The sequence below is a fragment of the Vibrio marisflavi CECT 7928 genome (assembly GCF_921294215.1).
Classification (GTDB): domain Bacteria; phylum Pseudomonadota; class Gammaproteobacteria; order Enterobacterales; family Vibrionaceae; genus Vibrio; species Vibrio marisflavi.
Window position 1 is genome coordinate 323,395 of record NZ_CAKLDM010000002.1, and the last position, 15,368, is coordinate 338,762.

At 42.8% G+C, this 15,368-nt stretch carries 13 protein-coding genes; 11 read left to right on the forward strand and 2 right to left on the reverse strand.

Annotated features, from left to right (window positions below; translation table 11 throughout):
- Window positions 1–73 precede the first annotated feature (73 nt).
- The 3 genes from guaB (at window position 74) to L7A31_RS08245 (ending at window position 3,924) form a co-directional block, all read left to right on the forward strand.
- Window positions 74–1,540: an IMP dehydrogenase gene (gene guaB / locus L7A31_RS08235; RefSeq protein WP_237361035.1), complete on the forward strand. Its 1,467-nt coding sequence runs from the start codon at window positions 74–76 to the stop codon at window positions 1,538–1,540.
- A gap of 66 nt (window positions 1,541–1,606) precedes the next feature.
- A complete protein-coding gene (gene guaA / locus L7A31_RS08240; RefSeq protein WP_237361036.1) occupies window positions 1,607–3,160 on the forward strand; it encodes a glutamine-hydrolyzing GMP synthase in 1,554 nt (517 codons plus the stop codon).
- 173 nt (window positions 3,161–3,333) lie between these two features.
- A complete protein-coding gene (locus L7A31_RS08245) occupies window positions 3,334–3,924 on the forward strand; it encodes an acetate uptake transporter (RefSeq protein ID WP_237361037.1) in 591 nt (196 codons plus the stop codon).
- Between the two features lie 107 nt (window positions 3,925–4,031).
- Here L7A31_RS08245 and L7A31_RS08250 read toward each other — a convergent pair whose 3' ends face one another.
- The gene (locus L7A31_RS08250) at window positions 4,032–5,579 is read right to left on the reverse strand and encodes an alanine/glycine:cation symporter family protein (RefSeq protein ID WP_237361038.1); all 1,548 of its coding nucleotides are present in this window, start codon (window positions 5,577–5,579) and stop codon (window positions 4,032–4,034) included.
- A 481-nt stretch (window positions 5,580–6,060) separates the two neighbouring features.
- Here L7A31_RS08250 and L7A31_RS08255 point away from each other — a divergent pair, with 481 nt between their 5' ends.
- The 5 genes from L7A31_RS08255 (at window position 6,061) to L7A31_RS08275 (ending at window position 11,524) form a co-directional block, all read left to right on the forward strand.
- Complete coding sequence (locus tag L7A31_RS08255) at window positions 6,061–7,038, forward strand: ion channel (RefSeq protein ID WP_237361039.1); 978 nt, start codon at window positions 6,061–6,063, stop codon at window positions 7,036–7,038.
- A 363-nt stretch (window positions 7,039–7,401) separates the two neighbouring features.
- Window positions 7,402–9,003: a methyl-accepting chemotaxis protein gene (locus L7A31_RS08260; protein ID WP_237361040.1), complete on the forward strand. Its 1,602-nt coding sequence runs from the start codon at window positions 7,402–7,404 to the stop codon at window positions 9,001–9,003.
- 23 nt (window positions 9,004–9,026) lie between these two features.
- The gene (locus tag L7A31_RS08265; protein WP_237361041.1) at window positions 9,027–10,241 is read left to right on the forward strand and encodes a hypothetical protein; all 1,215 of its coding nucleotides are present in this window, start codon (window positions 9,027–9,029) and stop codon (window positions 10,239–10,241) included.
- A gap of 7 nt (window positions 10,242–10,248) precedes the next feature.
- Window positions 10,249–10,665, forward strand: a complete 417-nt coding sequence (locus L7A31_RS08270; protein ID WP_237361042.1) for a type 2 periplasmic-binding domain-containing protein — start codon at window positions 10,249–10,251, stop codon at window positions 10,663–10,665.
- A gap of 160 nt (window positions 10,666–10,825) precedes the next feature.
- On the forward strand, window positions 10,826–11,524 hold the full coding sequence (locus tag L7A31_RS08275) for a pirin family protein (RefSeq protein ID WP_237361043.1): 699 nt from the start codon (window positions 10,826–10,828) through the stop codon (window positions 11,522–11,524).
- Window positions 11,525–11,545: 21 nt separating this feature from the next.
- Here L7A31_RS08275 and L7A31_RS08280 read toward each other — a convergent pair whose 3' ends face one another.
- Window positions 11,546–12,436 carry a dihydrodipicolinate synthase family protein gene (locus L7A31_RS08280; RefSeq protein WP_237361044.1) on the reverse strand — a complete coding sequence of 297 codons (891 nt, stop codon included), beginning with the start codon at window positions 12,434–12,436 and terminating at the stop codon, window positions 11,546–11,548.
- A gap of 285 nt (window positions 12,437–12,721) precedes the next feature.
- Between L7A31_RS08280 and L7A31_RS08285 the strand changes: the two genes are divergently transcribed.
- The 3 genes from L7A31_RS08285 to L7A31_RS08295 all read left to right on the forward strand — a co-directional run bounded on the left by L7A31_RS08285 (window position 12,722) and on the right by L7A31_RS08295 (window position 15,347).
- Window positions 12,722–13,588, forward strand: a complete 867-nt coding sequence (locus L7A31_RS08285; protein WP_237361045.1) for a MurR/RpiR family transcriptional regulator — start codon at window positions 12,722–12,724, stop codon at window positions 13,586–13,588.
- A gap of 176 nt (window positions 13,589–13,764) precedes the next feature.
- Window positions 13,765–14,475: an N-acetylmannosamine-6-phosphate 2-epimerase gene (locus L7A31_RS08290; RefSeq protein WP_237361046.1), complete on the forward strand. Its 711-nt coding sequence runs from the start codon at window positions 13,765–13,767 to the stop codon at window positions 14,473–14,475.
- Window positions 14,460–15,347, forward strand: coding sequence for an N-acetylmannosamine kinase (locus tag L7A31_RS08295; RefSeq protein WP_237361047.1), 888 nt, complete (start codon window positions 14,460–14,462; stop codon window positions 15,345–15,347). The genes L7A31_RS08290 and L7A31_RS08295 overlap by 16 nt, the downstream gene beginning before the upstream one ends.
- Window positions 15,348–15,368 lie beyond the last annotated feature (21 nt).

Consider the following 15,368-nt stretch of genomic DNA (forward strand, 5'->3'; position numbering starts at 1 on the left):
CCAATTACTTTAGTAATCGCTTTACTAAAGCTTGGGTTATCCTTCTACTTATCCTTATTGTGAGATATTGCAAATGTTAAGAATTGCCAAAGAAGCGCTGACATTCGACGATGTATTATTAGTGCCAGCACACTCCACCGTTCTCCCAAATACAGCTGATTTATGTACTCGGCTTACTAAAAATATAACTCTGAATATTCCGATGCTTTCAGCGTCTATGGATACTGTTACCGAAGCTCGCCTTGCTATTGCTCTAGCACAAGAAGGCGGAATTGGTTTTATTCATAAGAATATGTCTGTTGAACAGCAAGCTGAGCAAGTTCGCCAAGTTAAAATCTTTGAAGCTGGCGTTGTGGCTCATCCTGTTACGGTTCGTCCAGATGCAACCATTTCTGATGTACAAGCTTTGACAGAGAAGCACGGCTTTGCTGGCTTCCCAGTTGTGACTAATGAAAATGAACTAGTGGGTATCATCACTGGTCGTGACGTTCGCTTTGTTACTGATCTATCGAAAAAAGTAGAGTCAGTAATGACACCAAAAGAGCGTCTAGCAACGGTAAAAGAAGGCGCTTCACGTGAAGATGTGCAAGAAGAGATGCACAAAGCTCGTGTTGAGAAAATCTTAGTAGTGAACAACGAGTTCCAACTAACCGGTATGATTACTGCGAAAGATTTCCACAAAGCAGAACGCAAACCAAATGCATGTAAAGATGATCAAGGTCGTCTGCGTGTTGGTGCTGCTGTTGGCGCAGGCGCTGGTAACGAGGAACGTGTTGCTGCACTAGTTGATGCTGGCGTAGATGTTCTTCTTATCGACTCATCTCACGGTCACTCTGAAGGTGTTTTGAACCGTATTCGAGAAACACGCGCAGCATACCCAGATTTAGATATCATCGGTGGCAACGTAGCGACATCTGCTGGTGCAAAAGCGCTGATCGAAGCGGGTGTAAGTGCTGTTAAAGTAGGTATTGGCCCAGGTTCTATCTGTACAACTCGTATTGTAACGGGTGTTGGTGTTCCTCAAATTACTGCAATTTCTGATGCAGCAGCTGTGGCAGCAGAATATGGCATTCCAGTTATCGCTGATGGTGGTATTCGTTTCTCTGGCGATATCTGCAAAGCGATTGTTGCTGGGGCATCTTGCGTGATGGTTGGTTCAATGTTCGCGGGAACTGAAGAAGCGCCAGGAGAAGTTATTCTTTATCAAGGTCGTTCGTACAAAGCATACCGCGGAATGGGCTCTCTAGGTGCAATGTCTCAAGGCTCTTCAGATCGTTACTTCCAATCTGACAATGCTGCAGATAAATTGGTACCAGAAGGTATTGAAGGACGTATCGCATACAAAGGTCGTTTAAAAGAAATCGTTCATCAACAAATGGGTGGTTTACGTTCAAGCATGGGTCTTACTGGTTCTGCAACAATTGAAGATCTACGTACTAAAGCTGAGTTTGTTCGCATCTCTGGTGCTGGTATGAAAGAGTCTCACGTTCACGACGTGCAGATCACTAAAGAAGCACCAAACTATCGCCTAGGGCAATAATGCAGCTTGCATAACCCTTAAGTTACGAACAGTTAGTTACAACAGATTGATAAAAAGATTGCCCAAATGACGAAAAATATTCATGACCAACGTATTTTGATCCTAGATTTTGGTTCTCAATACACTCAGCTAGTTGCACGCCGCGTACGCGAAATCGGTGTTTATTGCGAACTGTGGAGCTGGGATGTTGATGAAGCGGATATCCGTGAATTCAATCCAAACGGTATTATTCTTTCTGGTGGTCCAGAAAGCGTAACAGAACAAAATTCACCACGTGCACCGCAATATGTATTTGATTCAGGTGTGCCTGTATTGGGTGTGTGCTACGGCATGCAAACAATGGCTGAGCAGCTAGGTGGTAAAGTATCAGGCTCTGATGAGCGTGAATTTGGGTACGCCCAAGTTCAAGTATCAGGTGAGTCTTCTATCTTCAAAGATCTTGAAGAGACTCAAGATGTTTGGATGAGCCACGGTGACAAAGTGGTGGAGATTCCTTCAGGCTTCGTTAAAGTCGGTGAGACAGAGACTTGTCCTTACGCTGCAATGGCGAACGAAGAGAAGAAATACTACGGCGTACAATTCCACCCAGAAGTGACACACACGAAAAACGGTTTGCAGATGCTAGAGAACTTTGTTCTTGGCGTATGTGGCTGTGAGCGTTTGTGGACATCTGAATCAATCATCGAAGATGCTGTTGCTCGTATTAAAGAGCAAGTGGGTGAAGATGAAGTGATTCTTGGCCTATCCGGTGGTGTGGATTCTTCAGTGGTCGCGATGCTGGTTCATCGTGCCATTGGCGACAGGCTAACTTGTGTCTTTGTTGATAACGGCTTACTTCGTTTGAACGAAGGCCAGCAAGTTATGGATATGTTCGGCGACAAGTTTGGTTTAAACATCATTAAGGTTGATGCTGAAGAACGTTTCCTAGAAGCACTAGAAGGTAAGTCTGATCCTGAAGACAAGCGTAAGACTATCGGTCATGTGTTTGTGGATGTATTCGATGAAGAGTCGAAGAAACTGAAGAATGCAAAATGGCTTGCTCAAGGCACAATTTATCCTGACGTTATCGAATCTGCTGCGTCTAAAACGGGTAAAGCGCATGTCATCAAGTCTCACCACAATGTAGGTGGCCTTCCTGACGATATGGAAATGGGCTTAGTTGAGCCGCTACGTGAGCTGTTCAAAGATGAAGTGCGTAAGATTGGCCTAGAGCTTGGTCTTCCATACGACATGCTTTATCGTCATCCATTCCCGGGTCCAGGTCTAGGTGTTCGTGTTTTAGGTGAAATCAAGAAAGAATATTGCGACTTACTGCGCCGCGCAGATGCAATCTTTATTGAAGAGCTTCACGCAGCCGATCTTTACCATAAAGTATCTCAAGCGTTCACTGTATTCTTACCAGTGCGCTCGGTAGGTGTAATGGGGGATGGTCGTAAATACGATTGGGTTGTATCGCTACGAGCGGTAGAAACTATCGACTTTATGACAGCGCATTGGGCGCACTTACCTTATGACTTCCTTGGTAAAGTGTCTAACCGTATTATCAATGAAATCGATGGTATTTCTCGAGTGGTTTACGATATTTCTGGTAAGCCGCCTGCGACCATTGAATGGGAGTAAGGGTAAACCTATACCATATAAAGCCAGCTTTCGAGCTGGCTTTTTTGTGCCTGCCAGTATGTTTTCTAATCATTAATGGAAATTATAATTGCAGCTTAATTGTTATGGTTTTTTATTGTTGGAAAATATAAAATGCCGCTTTAAATTTTCAAATATTTTTTAGGGTAATTAAAATGTCGACAAAACTTGGCAATCCAGCTCCTCTTGGCCTACTTGGCTTCGGTATGACTACAGTACTGCTTAACCTTTGCAATGCGGGCTTGATGCCATTAACTTCTGTCGTTTTGGCTATGGGCATTTTCTATGGTGGTATTGCTCAAGTAATCGCTGGCATTATCAGCTACAAACGTGGTGACACATTCGGTACTACTGCGTTTACTTCATACGGTCTATTTTGGTTGACTCTAGTTGGAATCATTGTAATGCCTAAAATGGGCCTTCCTGCAGCGACAGCTCCAGCAATGGGCAGCTACTTATTGCTTTGGGGTATCTTCACTGCATTTATGTTTGTTGGCTCTCTATGTTACCCAAAAGCGAAGCAAATCGTTTTTGCTTCTCTAACTATTCTATTTGCTTTATTAGCTATTCATGAATTTACTGGTAACGCAGTAATTGGCACTATTGCTGGGTATGAAGGTATCTTCTGTGGTGCGAGCGCAATCTACTTTGCAGTTGCGCAGGTTGTAAACAATGAGTTTGGTCGCACTGTATTACCTATCGGTGAGAAAAAAGCAGCACCAACGTCAGCAGCTGTTGCTGCTTAACTAAGCTAACAGCTTATTGCACTCGGCTCTCCGGGTGACAAAAAGGCTTGAGTGGAATCCTACTCAAGCCTTTTTCTATATATCTAAGCTGTGTATGCGAATGTTATCTATGTAGATGGTTGCTGAACACGCTCTGATTTTTTATCGGATTGCTCACTTTCGTCAGACTTAGATTGATTCTTCAGTTTCTCTTCCCAGTAATCAGCACCTTTGATACCTAGTGCGACTGGGTCAAAAGTGTAGTGTTTAACGCCACGCTTTTGCTGATCTTCATAGTCTTTTAGCACTTTAAGTGTTGGCTTAGAAAGGAAGCAGATAATTAAAATACCTACGATGTTAAGCCATGCCATCAACCCTACGCCCACATCACCTAGCGCCCAAGCAAGGTTCGCAGCTTTTACAGTACCGTAGAACGTTGCTGCCACTAGTACAACCTTAAGAGCAAACATTAGTCCGTTAACTTTAAAGGTTCTGCGAATGTACGCTACGTTAGTTTCCGCGATGTAGTAGTACGCCAAAATTGTAGTGAAAGCGAAGAAGAATAGTGCAAACGCGATGAATGGTTTACCTACTCCAGGGATTGCAGTATCGACGGCCATTTGCGTAAACACAGGGCCATTTGCATCAATGCTTGCTGCAATATTTTGTACTAGGTAAGCATCTCCAGCACCGTGAACATTGAAAGCACCCGTGATTAGAATCATAAATGCAGTCGCAGAGCAGACAAGCAATGTATCTATGTAAACGGAGAAAGATTGTACAAGACCTTGTTGAGCAGGGTGCTCTACATTCGCAGCAGCAGCTGCATGTGGTCCAGTACCTTGACCGGCTTCGTTGGAATAAACACCTCGTTTTACACCCCAACCAATTGCAGCGCCAAGACCGGCCATTGGTGTGAATGCGTCAGTGATGATCATCGAGAATACGTGTGGAACTGCATTAATGTTAAGCAAGATGATAACAAAAGCAGTGATGACGTAGGCTAGTGCCATGAATGGAACGACAATCTGAGTGAAGTTCGCGATTCTCTTTACACCACCAAAGATAATGAAAGCTAGAAGAATCGATATGATTGTCCCTGTTAGGACTTTAGCAAAGCTAAATGTACCAATAGTCGTTTCAATGATTGGACCAGAACCAAAAGCAGCTTCGACAGCGTTACCAATACTGTTTGATTGTACGCCCGGTAAAAGGATACCAGTGGCGAAAATCGTCGCGATAGCGAAAATCCATGCGTACCATTTCTGTCCCATTGCTTTTTCAATGTAATAAGCAGGGCCACCACGATACTCATCGCCGTCTTTTTCTTTGTATATCTGCCCTAATGTAGACTCAGCATAAGCAGTTGCTGCACCTAGAAATGCAACCACCCACATCCAAAATACTGCCCCTGGGCCACCGAAACCAATTGCGGCAGCAACACCTGCGATGTTACCTGTACCGACGCGTCCAGATAGAGAAACCGCTAGTGCCTGAAAGGATGAAATACCTTCAGATGAGCTTTTCCCTGATAGCAATAAACGCCACATCTCAAAGAAGTGACGTATTTGAACAAACCGAGTTCGGAAAGAGTAAAAAAGTCCCGCACCGAGGCAAAGGTAAATGAGCACTGGGCTCCAGATAATTCCGTTTAGAAAGTCTACCACTGACTGCATAAAAGGTTCCCTTGTTGATAAAAGTTCACATTTTGTGCGGATAAACACTATACGTTTTAAACGAGTTTGTTAACCAATTGTGTCTAAATGTTTTCATTTTTAACTTGCCAACGAGAAGTAAAGCACAAAAATAAAATTTATTAATGTATTTCGTTAGTATGTATTGTTGCTGTGATTGATAAATATGCCGGCTAATATGCTGATATAAAATTAAATGCGCATCCTTCTTGTTTATCACTGTGCTGAAATATAATTCGTCATAATAACCATTCGACAGTATTTATATCTGCACTTCGGAGGTCGAGGTATTCAACTTGTATTTTTATTCATGGATCAAATGAAAACAAAATAGCGTGCTCTTAATTATTTGAAAGTTATATATAAAAATTAGAGCCATTAAAAAAAGCTTGGGAGTATTTTGTTTAGAGCTGAAACTTTTATATGCACCACCTACACTTAATACTGATTGGGGGCAGCGCATATGAAGTCAGAAACAGGCCAATGCAGCTATCAAAATCCCGATGGCTGGTGCTGCGAAGAATCTTGTGGAGAGTCAGGCTTGTGCTATTGGCACGATCCCGAAGTAGATAAAAGCAAAGATAATATTAAACACAAGGTCGAGGAATGGGCCGCAGCGGGTAAACCTTTAGATGGATTTCAGTTGGCCAAGGCAGATTTAACAGATTTAAACCTTGTAAACCGTGGTAACAAGGCAGGCTTTAAATGCAGAGGTGCGGACTTTTATCGCGCGGACTTAACTGGTGCTCATTTTTTTGGGCTAGATTTGCGTGGATCTTCGCTAATGAAAGCGAAGTTGTACGGAGCGAATCTGCATTGTGCGCAGCTGAACAATTGCAACTTGCTTGGTGCGGACTTATCGAAAGCCAGACTAGAGAACATAAATTGGGGTTCTGATTTAAAACAAGAAGCAGATGCCAAAAAAGCGTTAAAGCAAGGAAACAGGAATCAAAGTATATCCTTGTACCAAGAGGCTGAAGAAGTCTGTCGAAACGTTAGGAAACAGTGTGAGATCCAAGGCCTTTTTGAAACGGCAGGATTCTTTTTCAAAAAGGAAATGCGATTTAGGCGTTATCAAATGCCTCGCTTTAGTTTTAATCGCTTTGTATCAAAAACTGTGGATGCTTTTTGTGGCTATGGGGAATCACCAATACGAGTGGTCATATTTTCACTCTGTTTGATTTTTGCTTGTGCTATTGCGTATTTTTTCTTAGACACAACATCTGCCCACCCCGTATATGAAGGAGTCGAAGGGTGGACTTTTTACCTGTTCGAATTTCTCAATGCTTTATATTTTAGTGTGGTTACCTTTACTACACTCGGGTATGGGGATATTTCGCCAGTCGGTTTTGCGCGTTTTATTGCTGCGTTTGAAGCATTTTTGGGTAGTTTTACTATGGCGCTATTTGTGGTCGTGTTTGTTAAAAAAATGACTCGTTAAGATCTTGAAAATTAAGTGTTAGTAATCGCCCCAGTAAGTTTCTACTTATTGGGGTTTTATTTACTTATTGTTTGAAAATAAAAATGAGCGTTTTAATACGCCAATTAACTTGTCTATCTCATGGCTAGCTCTAGATGAAATATGTCTCAGAATTGAGCCGTTTATCTAACTCTGTATTAAGAGTTTACTCGCTAACCTACTCTTTATAAAAGCTTCTTATCTTTAGATATGTCAGTTTTTCGGTATTGAAAAATTCAGGAAGATATACCGTAAACTTTTGAATTTTTTTCTTTTTATACTATACCTTTAAGCAATAACAATAAGATTTCGTTATTTGTTTTTGTTTAGATATTAGGTGTGGCCATGAAATTTAGTCATAAGGTAGCAATTCCAACACTGACAGCAGTGTTTGGTTTTATGATTTTTATGATAATTATTAACCTTATCCTTTCTCACAACGAAGAAAGGGTAAAAGAAGTTAAGAATATTTACTTTCCGGTATTAGAATCTGCCACAGTAGCTAATGGTACGATTAAGCAGATAGAGCAGAGCTTTGAATCAGCGGTAACTTTGGGCGAAGAAGATGCAATTAAATCAGCCGAAGCCTCATACAAAATCCTGCTAGAAGAGCTCGCAAAAATTGAAAGAATCTTACCAAGCCAAAAAAATACGATTGCTAGTGTTTCCAGTGTCGCAGAGCAATATATGACACAAGGACGAAGTTTGGCTCAGGGAATCATCGATGAATCCATCGACATGAATCAAGTAAGGCCTCTTGGTGAGAAACTTAATGGGTTAAAAGTTAAACTAGAGAAAGATCTGCAGCAGCTAAAAAATAACAGTAACTCTTCCTTCAACCAAGTCATTGAAGACTCTCTCGAAGCTTCACAAAGTGCTAAGTCTTACGGTTTGTGGATCAGTATCATTATTATTGTTAGCGTGCTTGTAGTCAGTATTTATACCATTCGCTCTTCTGTTCGCTCCATTGTTAGGGTGAGCACTTCACTTAGAGAAATTGCTGAAGGAGAAGGGGACCTCACCGAGCGCATTGAATACAAAGGGAGCCAAGAAATTGAAGAATTGGTTCACTGGTTCAATGTCTTCATCGATAAACTGCAAACTAGTATTAAGTCGGTTCATGACAGTACTGCCGGCTTAGTTGAGATTATTGATTTTCTAACTAATACGAGCTCCAGTACACAGCAATCTATATCGACTCAAGAACAGTCTGTGCATAGTTCTTCTGAAGCGATTGATGGTATGAGCCAAGTGGTTCACCAAATAGCCTCTTTTGCCGAGCAAGCATCAACGATTGCTAACGAGACGAATGAGTCAGCAATGACGGGTAAGCAGATGGTGAAGTCCACGTTGGATGTGGTTTCGCAGCTTGCGGATGAAGTGCAAAACACCTCGGAAACCATCAAAAGCTTGGATAGCCATTCAAGCAGTGTCAGTACCATCCTTGAAACGATAGAAAGTATCGCAGAACAAACAAACCTGTTGGCTCTGAATGCCGCTATCGAGGCTGCGAGAGCTGGTGAGCATGGACGTGGCTTTGCGGTTGTAGCTGATGAGGTAAGGACTCTCGCCTCTCGAACCCAATCCTCCACGCAAGAAATTCAAGAAGTATTGACCCAATTGCAATCTTACTCTCGTTCGGCGGTAGAAGCGATCGGCCGCGGCACGTCAAAGGCAGAGGAAAGTGTCAGTCAATCTGAAAAAGCGGACAGTTCACTCAATGAAATTACAGAGAAGGCTCAGCAGATCTCTGAGATTAATGGACAAATAGCCACTTCAACAACAGAGCAAACCGAAGCATCTAATCGTATTCAAGCCAATATCGATGAAATAGAAAAAGTCTCGGTTGAAGTGCGTAATAACACAAATGAAATGGATCAAATAACTAATCAGGTGAAACTGGTTTCCGACCAACTACAAGTGGTTGTGAATCAATTTAAAGTCTGATTGATACCACAAGGAGCAAGGACATGCAGTGGAGAATAGCAGTGGGGTTGCTAACTCTGGCTAGTGTGCCAATGGCGTTTGCAGAAGCGACTGTAGAAGAAAGGATTGAGATTCTTGAACAACAGGTTGCTAGCTATCAAAGCCAAATGGCGCAAGATGCCGAAGATGATGGCAAATTTACATTTGGTGGGTACTTAAGTGTTGGTGTGGGGTACGAAAGCCAACCTTATGACTACGATAGTATGGGCACAGATAAACGCTCAGATTGGGAACAACTTTCGTTAGTAGGACTACAGATGAACTATGACTTTAGTGATAGTACGTCGGTAGGTATACAAGGTGTCGCAAAAGGTGAAGATGATTGGTCGGTAGAGGTAACGTGGGCCTACCTGAAGCATAGATTTGATTCGGGCATTACAATGCGTGCGGGCCGATTAGGTGTTCCTCTTTATATCTACTCTGATTTTATTGATGTCGGCTACGCGTACCCTTGGGCGAGAACTCCCGTTAATGTTTACGGTCTGATGCCTTTTACTTCATATACAGGGGTTGATGCGACCTATACGTTCGATTTAGATGTAGCTAGTTTACGTTGGCAATCTTTCTACGGAAGCACTACCTCGGATACGACATTCGGTGATACCGACTTTCCGGTTATCTACGGCTCTAATCTTACCCTTTACTATGACGATATGATGTTCCGTGTCATCGGTGGTAAAGCAAATGGGCTAACATTATCGAGTGGCAATACCACTTATCCAAACAGCTTTTTGATCAACAACAGTATCGAGATTGGTACTTTGGCTGACGACAATGCGTTCTTTGTCGGTACTGGCTTTTCCTATGATGATGGTGAATGGTTAGTTATTTCCGAGTTGGTTAGACAGTACACACAAGGTATGTACCCAGATTGGAATACCGGATACATAACCTTTGGATATTATATCGAAGACTTTTTGCCATATGTCACCGCGGGCTTTATTCGTTCTACAGATGATGACTTGCGAGAGTCGAACTCGACTTCGCAGATCTTTTTCAACACCATGTATAACACTTACTCTTTAGGTGTGCGTTGGGACTTGTATGAAAACATCGCGTTGAAAGGTGATGTTACGCTTCTGAACAATTTCGGAGACACCAACGGTGCGCTACCGGGGATGGCGGCGAAAGCATTAGTGAGCGAGTCTGTGACAGATAGCCTTGTTATCTACACAGTTAGATTGGATTTAACATTCTAGGAGGCAAATGATGAAATGGTATTTCTTAATGTTTGCTTTTCTATTTGGTTTTGCAAACGTAGCAAACGCAGAGATTGTCGTAATTGGCAGCAAAAATATGCCCGACTTATCTAAGTCTCAGGTGAAAAGCTTGTTTCTAGGTAAGTTAAACAAAGTTGATGGCGTAGATCATGTTCAGGTGTTGTACCTAGCCAAAGGTGATCCAACCCGTAAGACATTCAATAAGAAGATTTTGAAAAAGCGCGAAAATCAATTGAAGTCATACTGGACAAAGATGATGTTTACCGGAGAGGCTAAAATGCCTGAAAGCGTGCCAAATAGTGCTGATATGATAGCCAGTGTAGCTAAAAGCTCTGACACGATTGGTTACGCAGATGCGACGAGTCTAAATGACTCGGTTAAGGTGCTCTATAAATTTGATTAACCCCTTTAGCTTTATATTCAAAGGCCTAAAGAGAGCTTCGGCTCTCTTTTCTTTTACCTTCAAATCTACTGAATAAGATGGTCAATTTCTCGTTGTGTTTCTTCTACAGAATCTGACATACGCTAGCAAGGTGTCCTACAAAGTACTTAGGGAGAGCTTTATGATTACGTTAAGACATAGCAATGAAAGAGGCCATGCCAATTATGGTTGGTTGGATACAAAGCACAGCTTTTCGTTCGGTGACTACTATGATCCGGAACATATGGGCGTCTCTGTTTTACGAGTGATAAATGATGACCAAATTGAGCCTAACAGTGGCTTTGATACACATGGACATCGAGATATGGAAATACTCACCTACGTGATTGAAGGTGCGATTGAGCATAAAGATAGTCAGGGAAATCGGCAAATATTGAATGCGGGAGAGTTTCAACTGATGTCTGCTGGTAGCGGTATTTATCATAGTGAATACAACCCTTCGCAAACACAAACGCTTAGGCTTCTACAAATTTGGATTAAACCCAATCGTTTTGGTGAGCAGCCGGGCTATCAACAGAAAGCTTTTGGTAAGCAGTCTGGCTTCACCAGCATTGTGACACCAGAGGGCTTAGACGGCACGCTAAGTATTAAGCAAGATGCTAGGTTGTATCAATTGATACTTGAGCCGAATTCAAATGCGAAAATTGATACTGATTTTGACCGCAAACTATATGTGCACCATGTAAGCGGTGAGCAACTGCATGTCAATAATGTTCTACTGCATGCTGGTGATGGCGCTCAACTTGATGCACAAAGTGATGTTGAATTCGTTAACAAAAGTTCAGAACCTATTGTCGCGTTAGTTTTTGATTTACCTTAAGCAGACAACAGGCTAGGTCGATTATAAAAAATTGGCTTTGCGCATGAGGTCGACAACGGCCTCTTTTTGTTCAGCCGTTAGTGCTTTCAGAGGTAGGCGGGGGTTACCGGCATCTATGTCGTGCAGTGCCATCGCCGCTTTGCCCGCAGCCACGCCACCGAACTTCACTAATACATCTATTAACTTGAGAACACTATCCATCTTCTGGAGCACTTTGTTGTGTTCTCCGCGCTCAAACGAATCTATGATGGAATGGAAATGTTTTGCGGCATAGTTGTAAGTACTGCCTACTGCACTGGTTGCTCCCAATGCTAATGCGCCGGGTAAGAACTCATCGACACCCCAAGGAATATCAAATTTGCCGTCACATGCACGCAAACAGCGTTGGTATTCATAAAGATCGTGATTGTTGAACTTGATGCCCGACAAGTTTGGAATGTGCTTATCTGCTTCGATGAGAAATTGTTCCATATCTAGATGCACACCGGACATTGCTGAGTGGTAGTAGTAGAACCCTTTCGATGGTGCAGCTTTAGCGACTTCGGCGCAGTAGTTGACCAGCTCTTCGACGCTTGCTGGCTTAAAGAAACATGGCGCAATGACGGATGTCGCGAGAATATCTAAAGTGTCAGCATGGGCAGTAAGCTCTAATGTATCTTTGATACTCAGGGTTCCAGTGTGAATAATAAGATCGAGTCTTCCTTCACTGGCTTTAACCCAACGCTCAGCAATGGCTTTTCTTTCGGAAACACTACAATGGATACCTTCGCCTGTTGTACCGCAAATATATGCGCCCTTCACACCCTCTTGAATTAGGTGACGAGCAATCTTGTCAATCTCTGAGAAATTCACTCTATCGTCAGAAGTAAAGGGAGTGTGTGGAGCAGCAATTAAGCCTGTGAGTTTTTTCATGTTGCCTCGCTAAGCATCATTCAACACTGAATGAAGTAAAACTTCATTTATGAAATAAATATGGAGTTTGGCAATGGTATGGAGTTATATTTCACGCTGCAAGAGCAATTTGTCCACAAAAGTTATTTCTGTGAGGTGTAGCGGATACGATATTAGGTGAATCCATTCAATTAACAGCGAATAGCAAGCTAAATTTTGATAGCAACTCAATGGAGTATTACTTCATTTTGCTGAAGAATGCGCTAAGATGTGTGCAAATATGCCTGTTAACTAGAGAGCGACAAGATGTCACAGCAGCAGACTAAAGCTGGCAATATCATTTACACTATTGGGAGCCTGTACAACAGCTTAACTCCATCATCAAAGCGCATTGCTGACTATGTTGTATCAAACCCTGAGCAAATTAGTAAGCTTTCTATTGCCGGGCTCTCGCAAACGGTTAACGCTGGTGATGCGACCATCATTCGCTTTTGTCGCACACTAGGTTTTAAAGGTTATCAAGATTTTAAGTTAGAGCTCGCGGTTGAGGTCTCTACTTCAGAAGTTGTCGATTCATCTATCCTTGATACCGATATTACCTCGGATGATAGCGTCGAGATTCTAGGTAAAAAATTACAATCTGCAATAGGCAACGTGCTTTCAGAGACGCTAATGTTAGTCGACTCAAGCCAGTTAGAAGCAGCTGCATCTTCGCTAATGCAAGCGAATTCCGTCTACTTTTTTGGTGTGGGCTCTTCAGGGATCAGCGCTGAAAGTGCAAAGTATAAATACATGAGAATTGGCCTAAATGTTGATGCATTTTCTAACAATCATTTCATGTACATCAAAGCATCATTACTGCAGCCGGGCGATGTGGCCATTGGTATCAGTCACTCAGGGGAATCAGCTGAAACGACCAAGGCATTGAAGTTAGCTAAGAACAATGGTGCAACGACGATAGCTATTACTCACAACCCTCGCTCCACAATGGCTGAGTATGCAGACAATGTTTTAGTCAATGGCAATAACCAAGGGCAGTTGCAAGGAGATTCTATTGGTACAAAAGTTTCGCAGCTATTCGTCCTTGATTTACTCTATACGTTGCTCGTTCAAAGAGACATGTCTGGCACTATGGTGAATAAGCTGAAAACAACGCAAGCCATCTCTGACTAGTACGTACTCCTAACCCTCTACGCATTATCCCGCTCTGAAATATTGCAGCGATCACATTGCAATATTTCATTTGAGATTTAGATCTCCATTTTAAAATCAAAACTTGAAGTATTACTCCGATCGGTAAGAATGGAGTAATACTTTGTTATTTTAACTTTAAATGGAGCAATACTGTTATGAGTAAGGTTAGAAGTCAGTATCTAGAGGTACTTACTCAGGGATTCGTATCGTCATGCCAACCAGTCGATGATGGGCCAATGGATAGCCCTGAAATTGTTGCCGCTATGGCTCAGGCTAGCGTCGCTGGTGGAGCTGTTGCTCTTCGTATCGAAGGTGTGGAGAACCTCAAAGCAGTTCGCCCTCATGTTTCAGTACCCATCATCGGTATCATCAAGCGCGATTTAGTCGACTCCCAAGTTCGTATTACACCGTTCGTAGAAGACGTGGTCGAGTTGAAAGAAGCAGGCGCTGATATCATTGCCATTGATGCCACAGATAGAGAGCGCCCAGTTTCAATTAAGTTACTTGTTGAAAAAATCCATGAGCTAGGTTGTATAGCAATGGCTGATTGTTCCAACTTAGCAGAAGGGCGTTACGCTCATTCGATTGGTGTAGAGGTTATTGGCAGCACTCTATCTGGATATGTATCCGGCACGATACCAAATAACCCGGACTTTGCATTGGTTCGAGAGTTAGCTGAACACGGGTGTTTTGTTATGGCTGAAGGTCGCTACAACTCGCCAGAGCTGGCGGCACAAGCGATAAAAATGGGAGCAAGTAGTGTGACTGTTGGCTCTGCGATTACACGTATCGAACACATTTGCCAGTGGTTTGAATCGTCGATCCAGCAAGCGCATAAAGAGGTCGAAGAATGTCTACCTGCTTAGCATTAGATATTGGTGGAACCAAAATTGCTGTAGCCATAGTTCAAAAGGGGCGTGTGGAGGAAAGAACGCAAATCCAAACCCCTTCGTCTCAACAGCCTACGCAATTGGCAGAATCGCTTCAACGCCTTATTTTTTCATGGAAAGATAAGGCTGACTATGTCGCAGTGGCATCGACTGGGATCATTGATGGTGGGGAATTGGTTGCATTAAACCCAGCAAACCTCGGTGGCCTCAATCATTTTCCTTTGCGTTCCACAATTGAAGAACTAAGTGGCAAACCGACCGCCGTGATTAATGATGCTCAAGCTGCCGCATGGGCAGAGTATCAATCTATCTCTCAACCTGTATCAGAAATGGCATTCATTACTGTCTCTACAGGAGTCGGTGGAGGTTTAATCGTTAATGGAGAGCTGGTCATTGGCAAGCATGGGATTGCGGGGCATATCGGTCACACACTAGCGGATCCTAACGGGCCCTTGTGTGGATGTGGCAGAAAAGGTTGCTTAGAGAGCATTGCTTCAGGAAGAGCAATAGCAGCCGCAGGTCAAGAACACTTTGGCGATAAGTGTACAGGCAAGACGGTATTCGAGCATTTTGAACATGGTGATCTGCAAGCTAAGAAAATTGTCTCCCTTTCTGCTCAAGCGTTAGCAAATACAGTGGCTAACCTGAAAATTTCTTTCGATGTGCAAGTCGTCGTTCTTGGAGGAAGCATTGGCTTAGCTCCCGGTTACTTGCCATTGGTTCAAAGTTTTTTATCCAAAATGCCTGACGCTTACCAAGTGAAGCTTACCCACGCACTGAACGGAGCAGATGCTGGGCTAATAGGCGTTGCCTCTTGGGCGGCTAGGCAGTTAAACAACGACGTGTAACCTCTACAACAAAAGGCTTAT

What these genes read in the sequence shown, in the direction of transcription:
- L7A31_RS08260 (WP_237361040.1), top strand. Translation starts at nt 7,402, where the DNA reads ATGAAATTTAGTCATAAGGTAGCAATTCCAACACTGACAGCAGTGTTT.
- L7A31_RS08290 (WP_237361046.1), top strand. Translation starts at nt 13,765, where the DNA reads ATGAGTAAGGTTAGAAGTCAGTATCTAGAGGTACTTACTCAGGGATTC.
- L7A31_RS08250 (WP_237361038.1), bottom strand. Translation starts at nt 5,579, where the DNA reads ATGCAGTCAGTGGTAGACTTTCTAAACGGAATTATCTGGAGCCCAGTG.
- L7A31_RS08295 (WP_237361047.1), top strand. Translation starts at nt 14,460, where the DNA reads ATGTCTACCTGCTTAGCATTAGATATTGGTGGAACCAAAATTGCTGTA.
- L7A31_RS08275 (WP_237361043.1), top strand. Translation starts at nt 10,826, where the DNA reads ATGATTACGTTAAGACATAGCAATGAAAGAGGCCATGCCAATTATGGT.
- L7A31_RS08285 (WP_237361045.1), top strand. Translation starts at nt 12,722, where the DNA reads ATGTCACAGCAGCAGACTAAAGCTGGCAATATCATTTACACTATTGGG.
- L7A31_RS08270 (WP_237361042.1), top strand. Translation starts at nt 10,249, where the DNA reads ATGATGAAATGGTATTTCTTAATGTTTGCTTTTCTATTTGGTTTTGCA.
- guaB (WP_237361035.1), top strand. Translation starts at nt 74, where the DNA reads ATGTTAAGAATTGCCAAAGAAGCGCTGACATTCGACGATGTATTATTA.
- L7A31_RS08245 (WP_237361037.1), top strand. Translation starts at nt 3,334, where the DNA reads ATGTCGACAAAACTTGGCAATCCAGCTCCTCTTGGCCTACTTGGCTTC.
- L7A31_RS08280 (WP_237361044.1), bottom strand. Translation starts at nt 12,436, where the DNA reads ATGAAAAAACTCACAGGCTTAATTGCTGCTCCACACACTCCCTTTACT.
- L7A31_RS08255 (WP_237361039.1), top strand. Translation starts at nt 6,061, where the DNA reads ATGAAGTCAGAAACAGGCCAATGCAGCTATCAAAATCCCGATGGCTGG.
- guaA (WP_237361036.1), top strand. Translation starts at nt 1,607, where the DNA reads ATGACGAAAAATATTCATGACCAACGTATTTTGATCCTAGATTTTGGT.
- L7A31_RS08265 (WP_237361041.1), top strand. Translation starts at nt 9,027, where the DNA reads ATGCAGTGGAGAATAGCAGTGGGGTTGCTAACTCTGGCTAGTGTGCCA.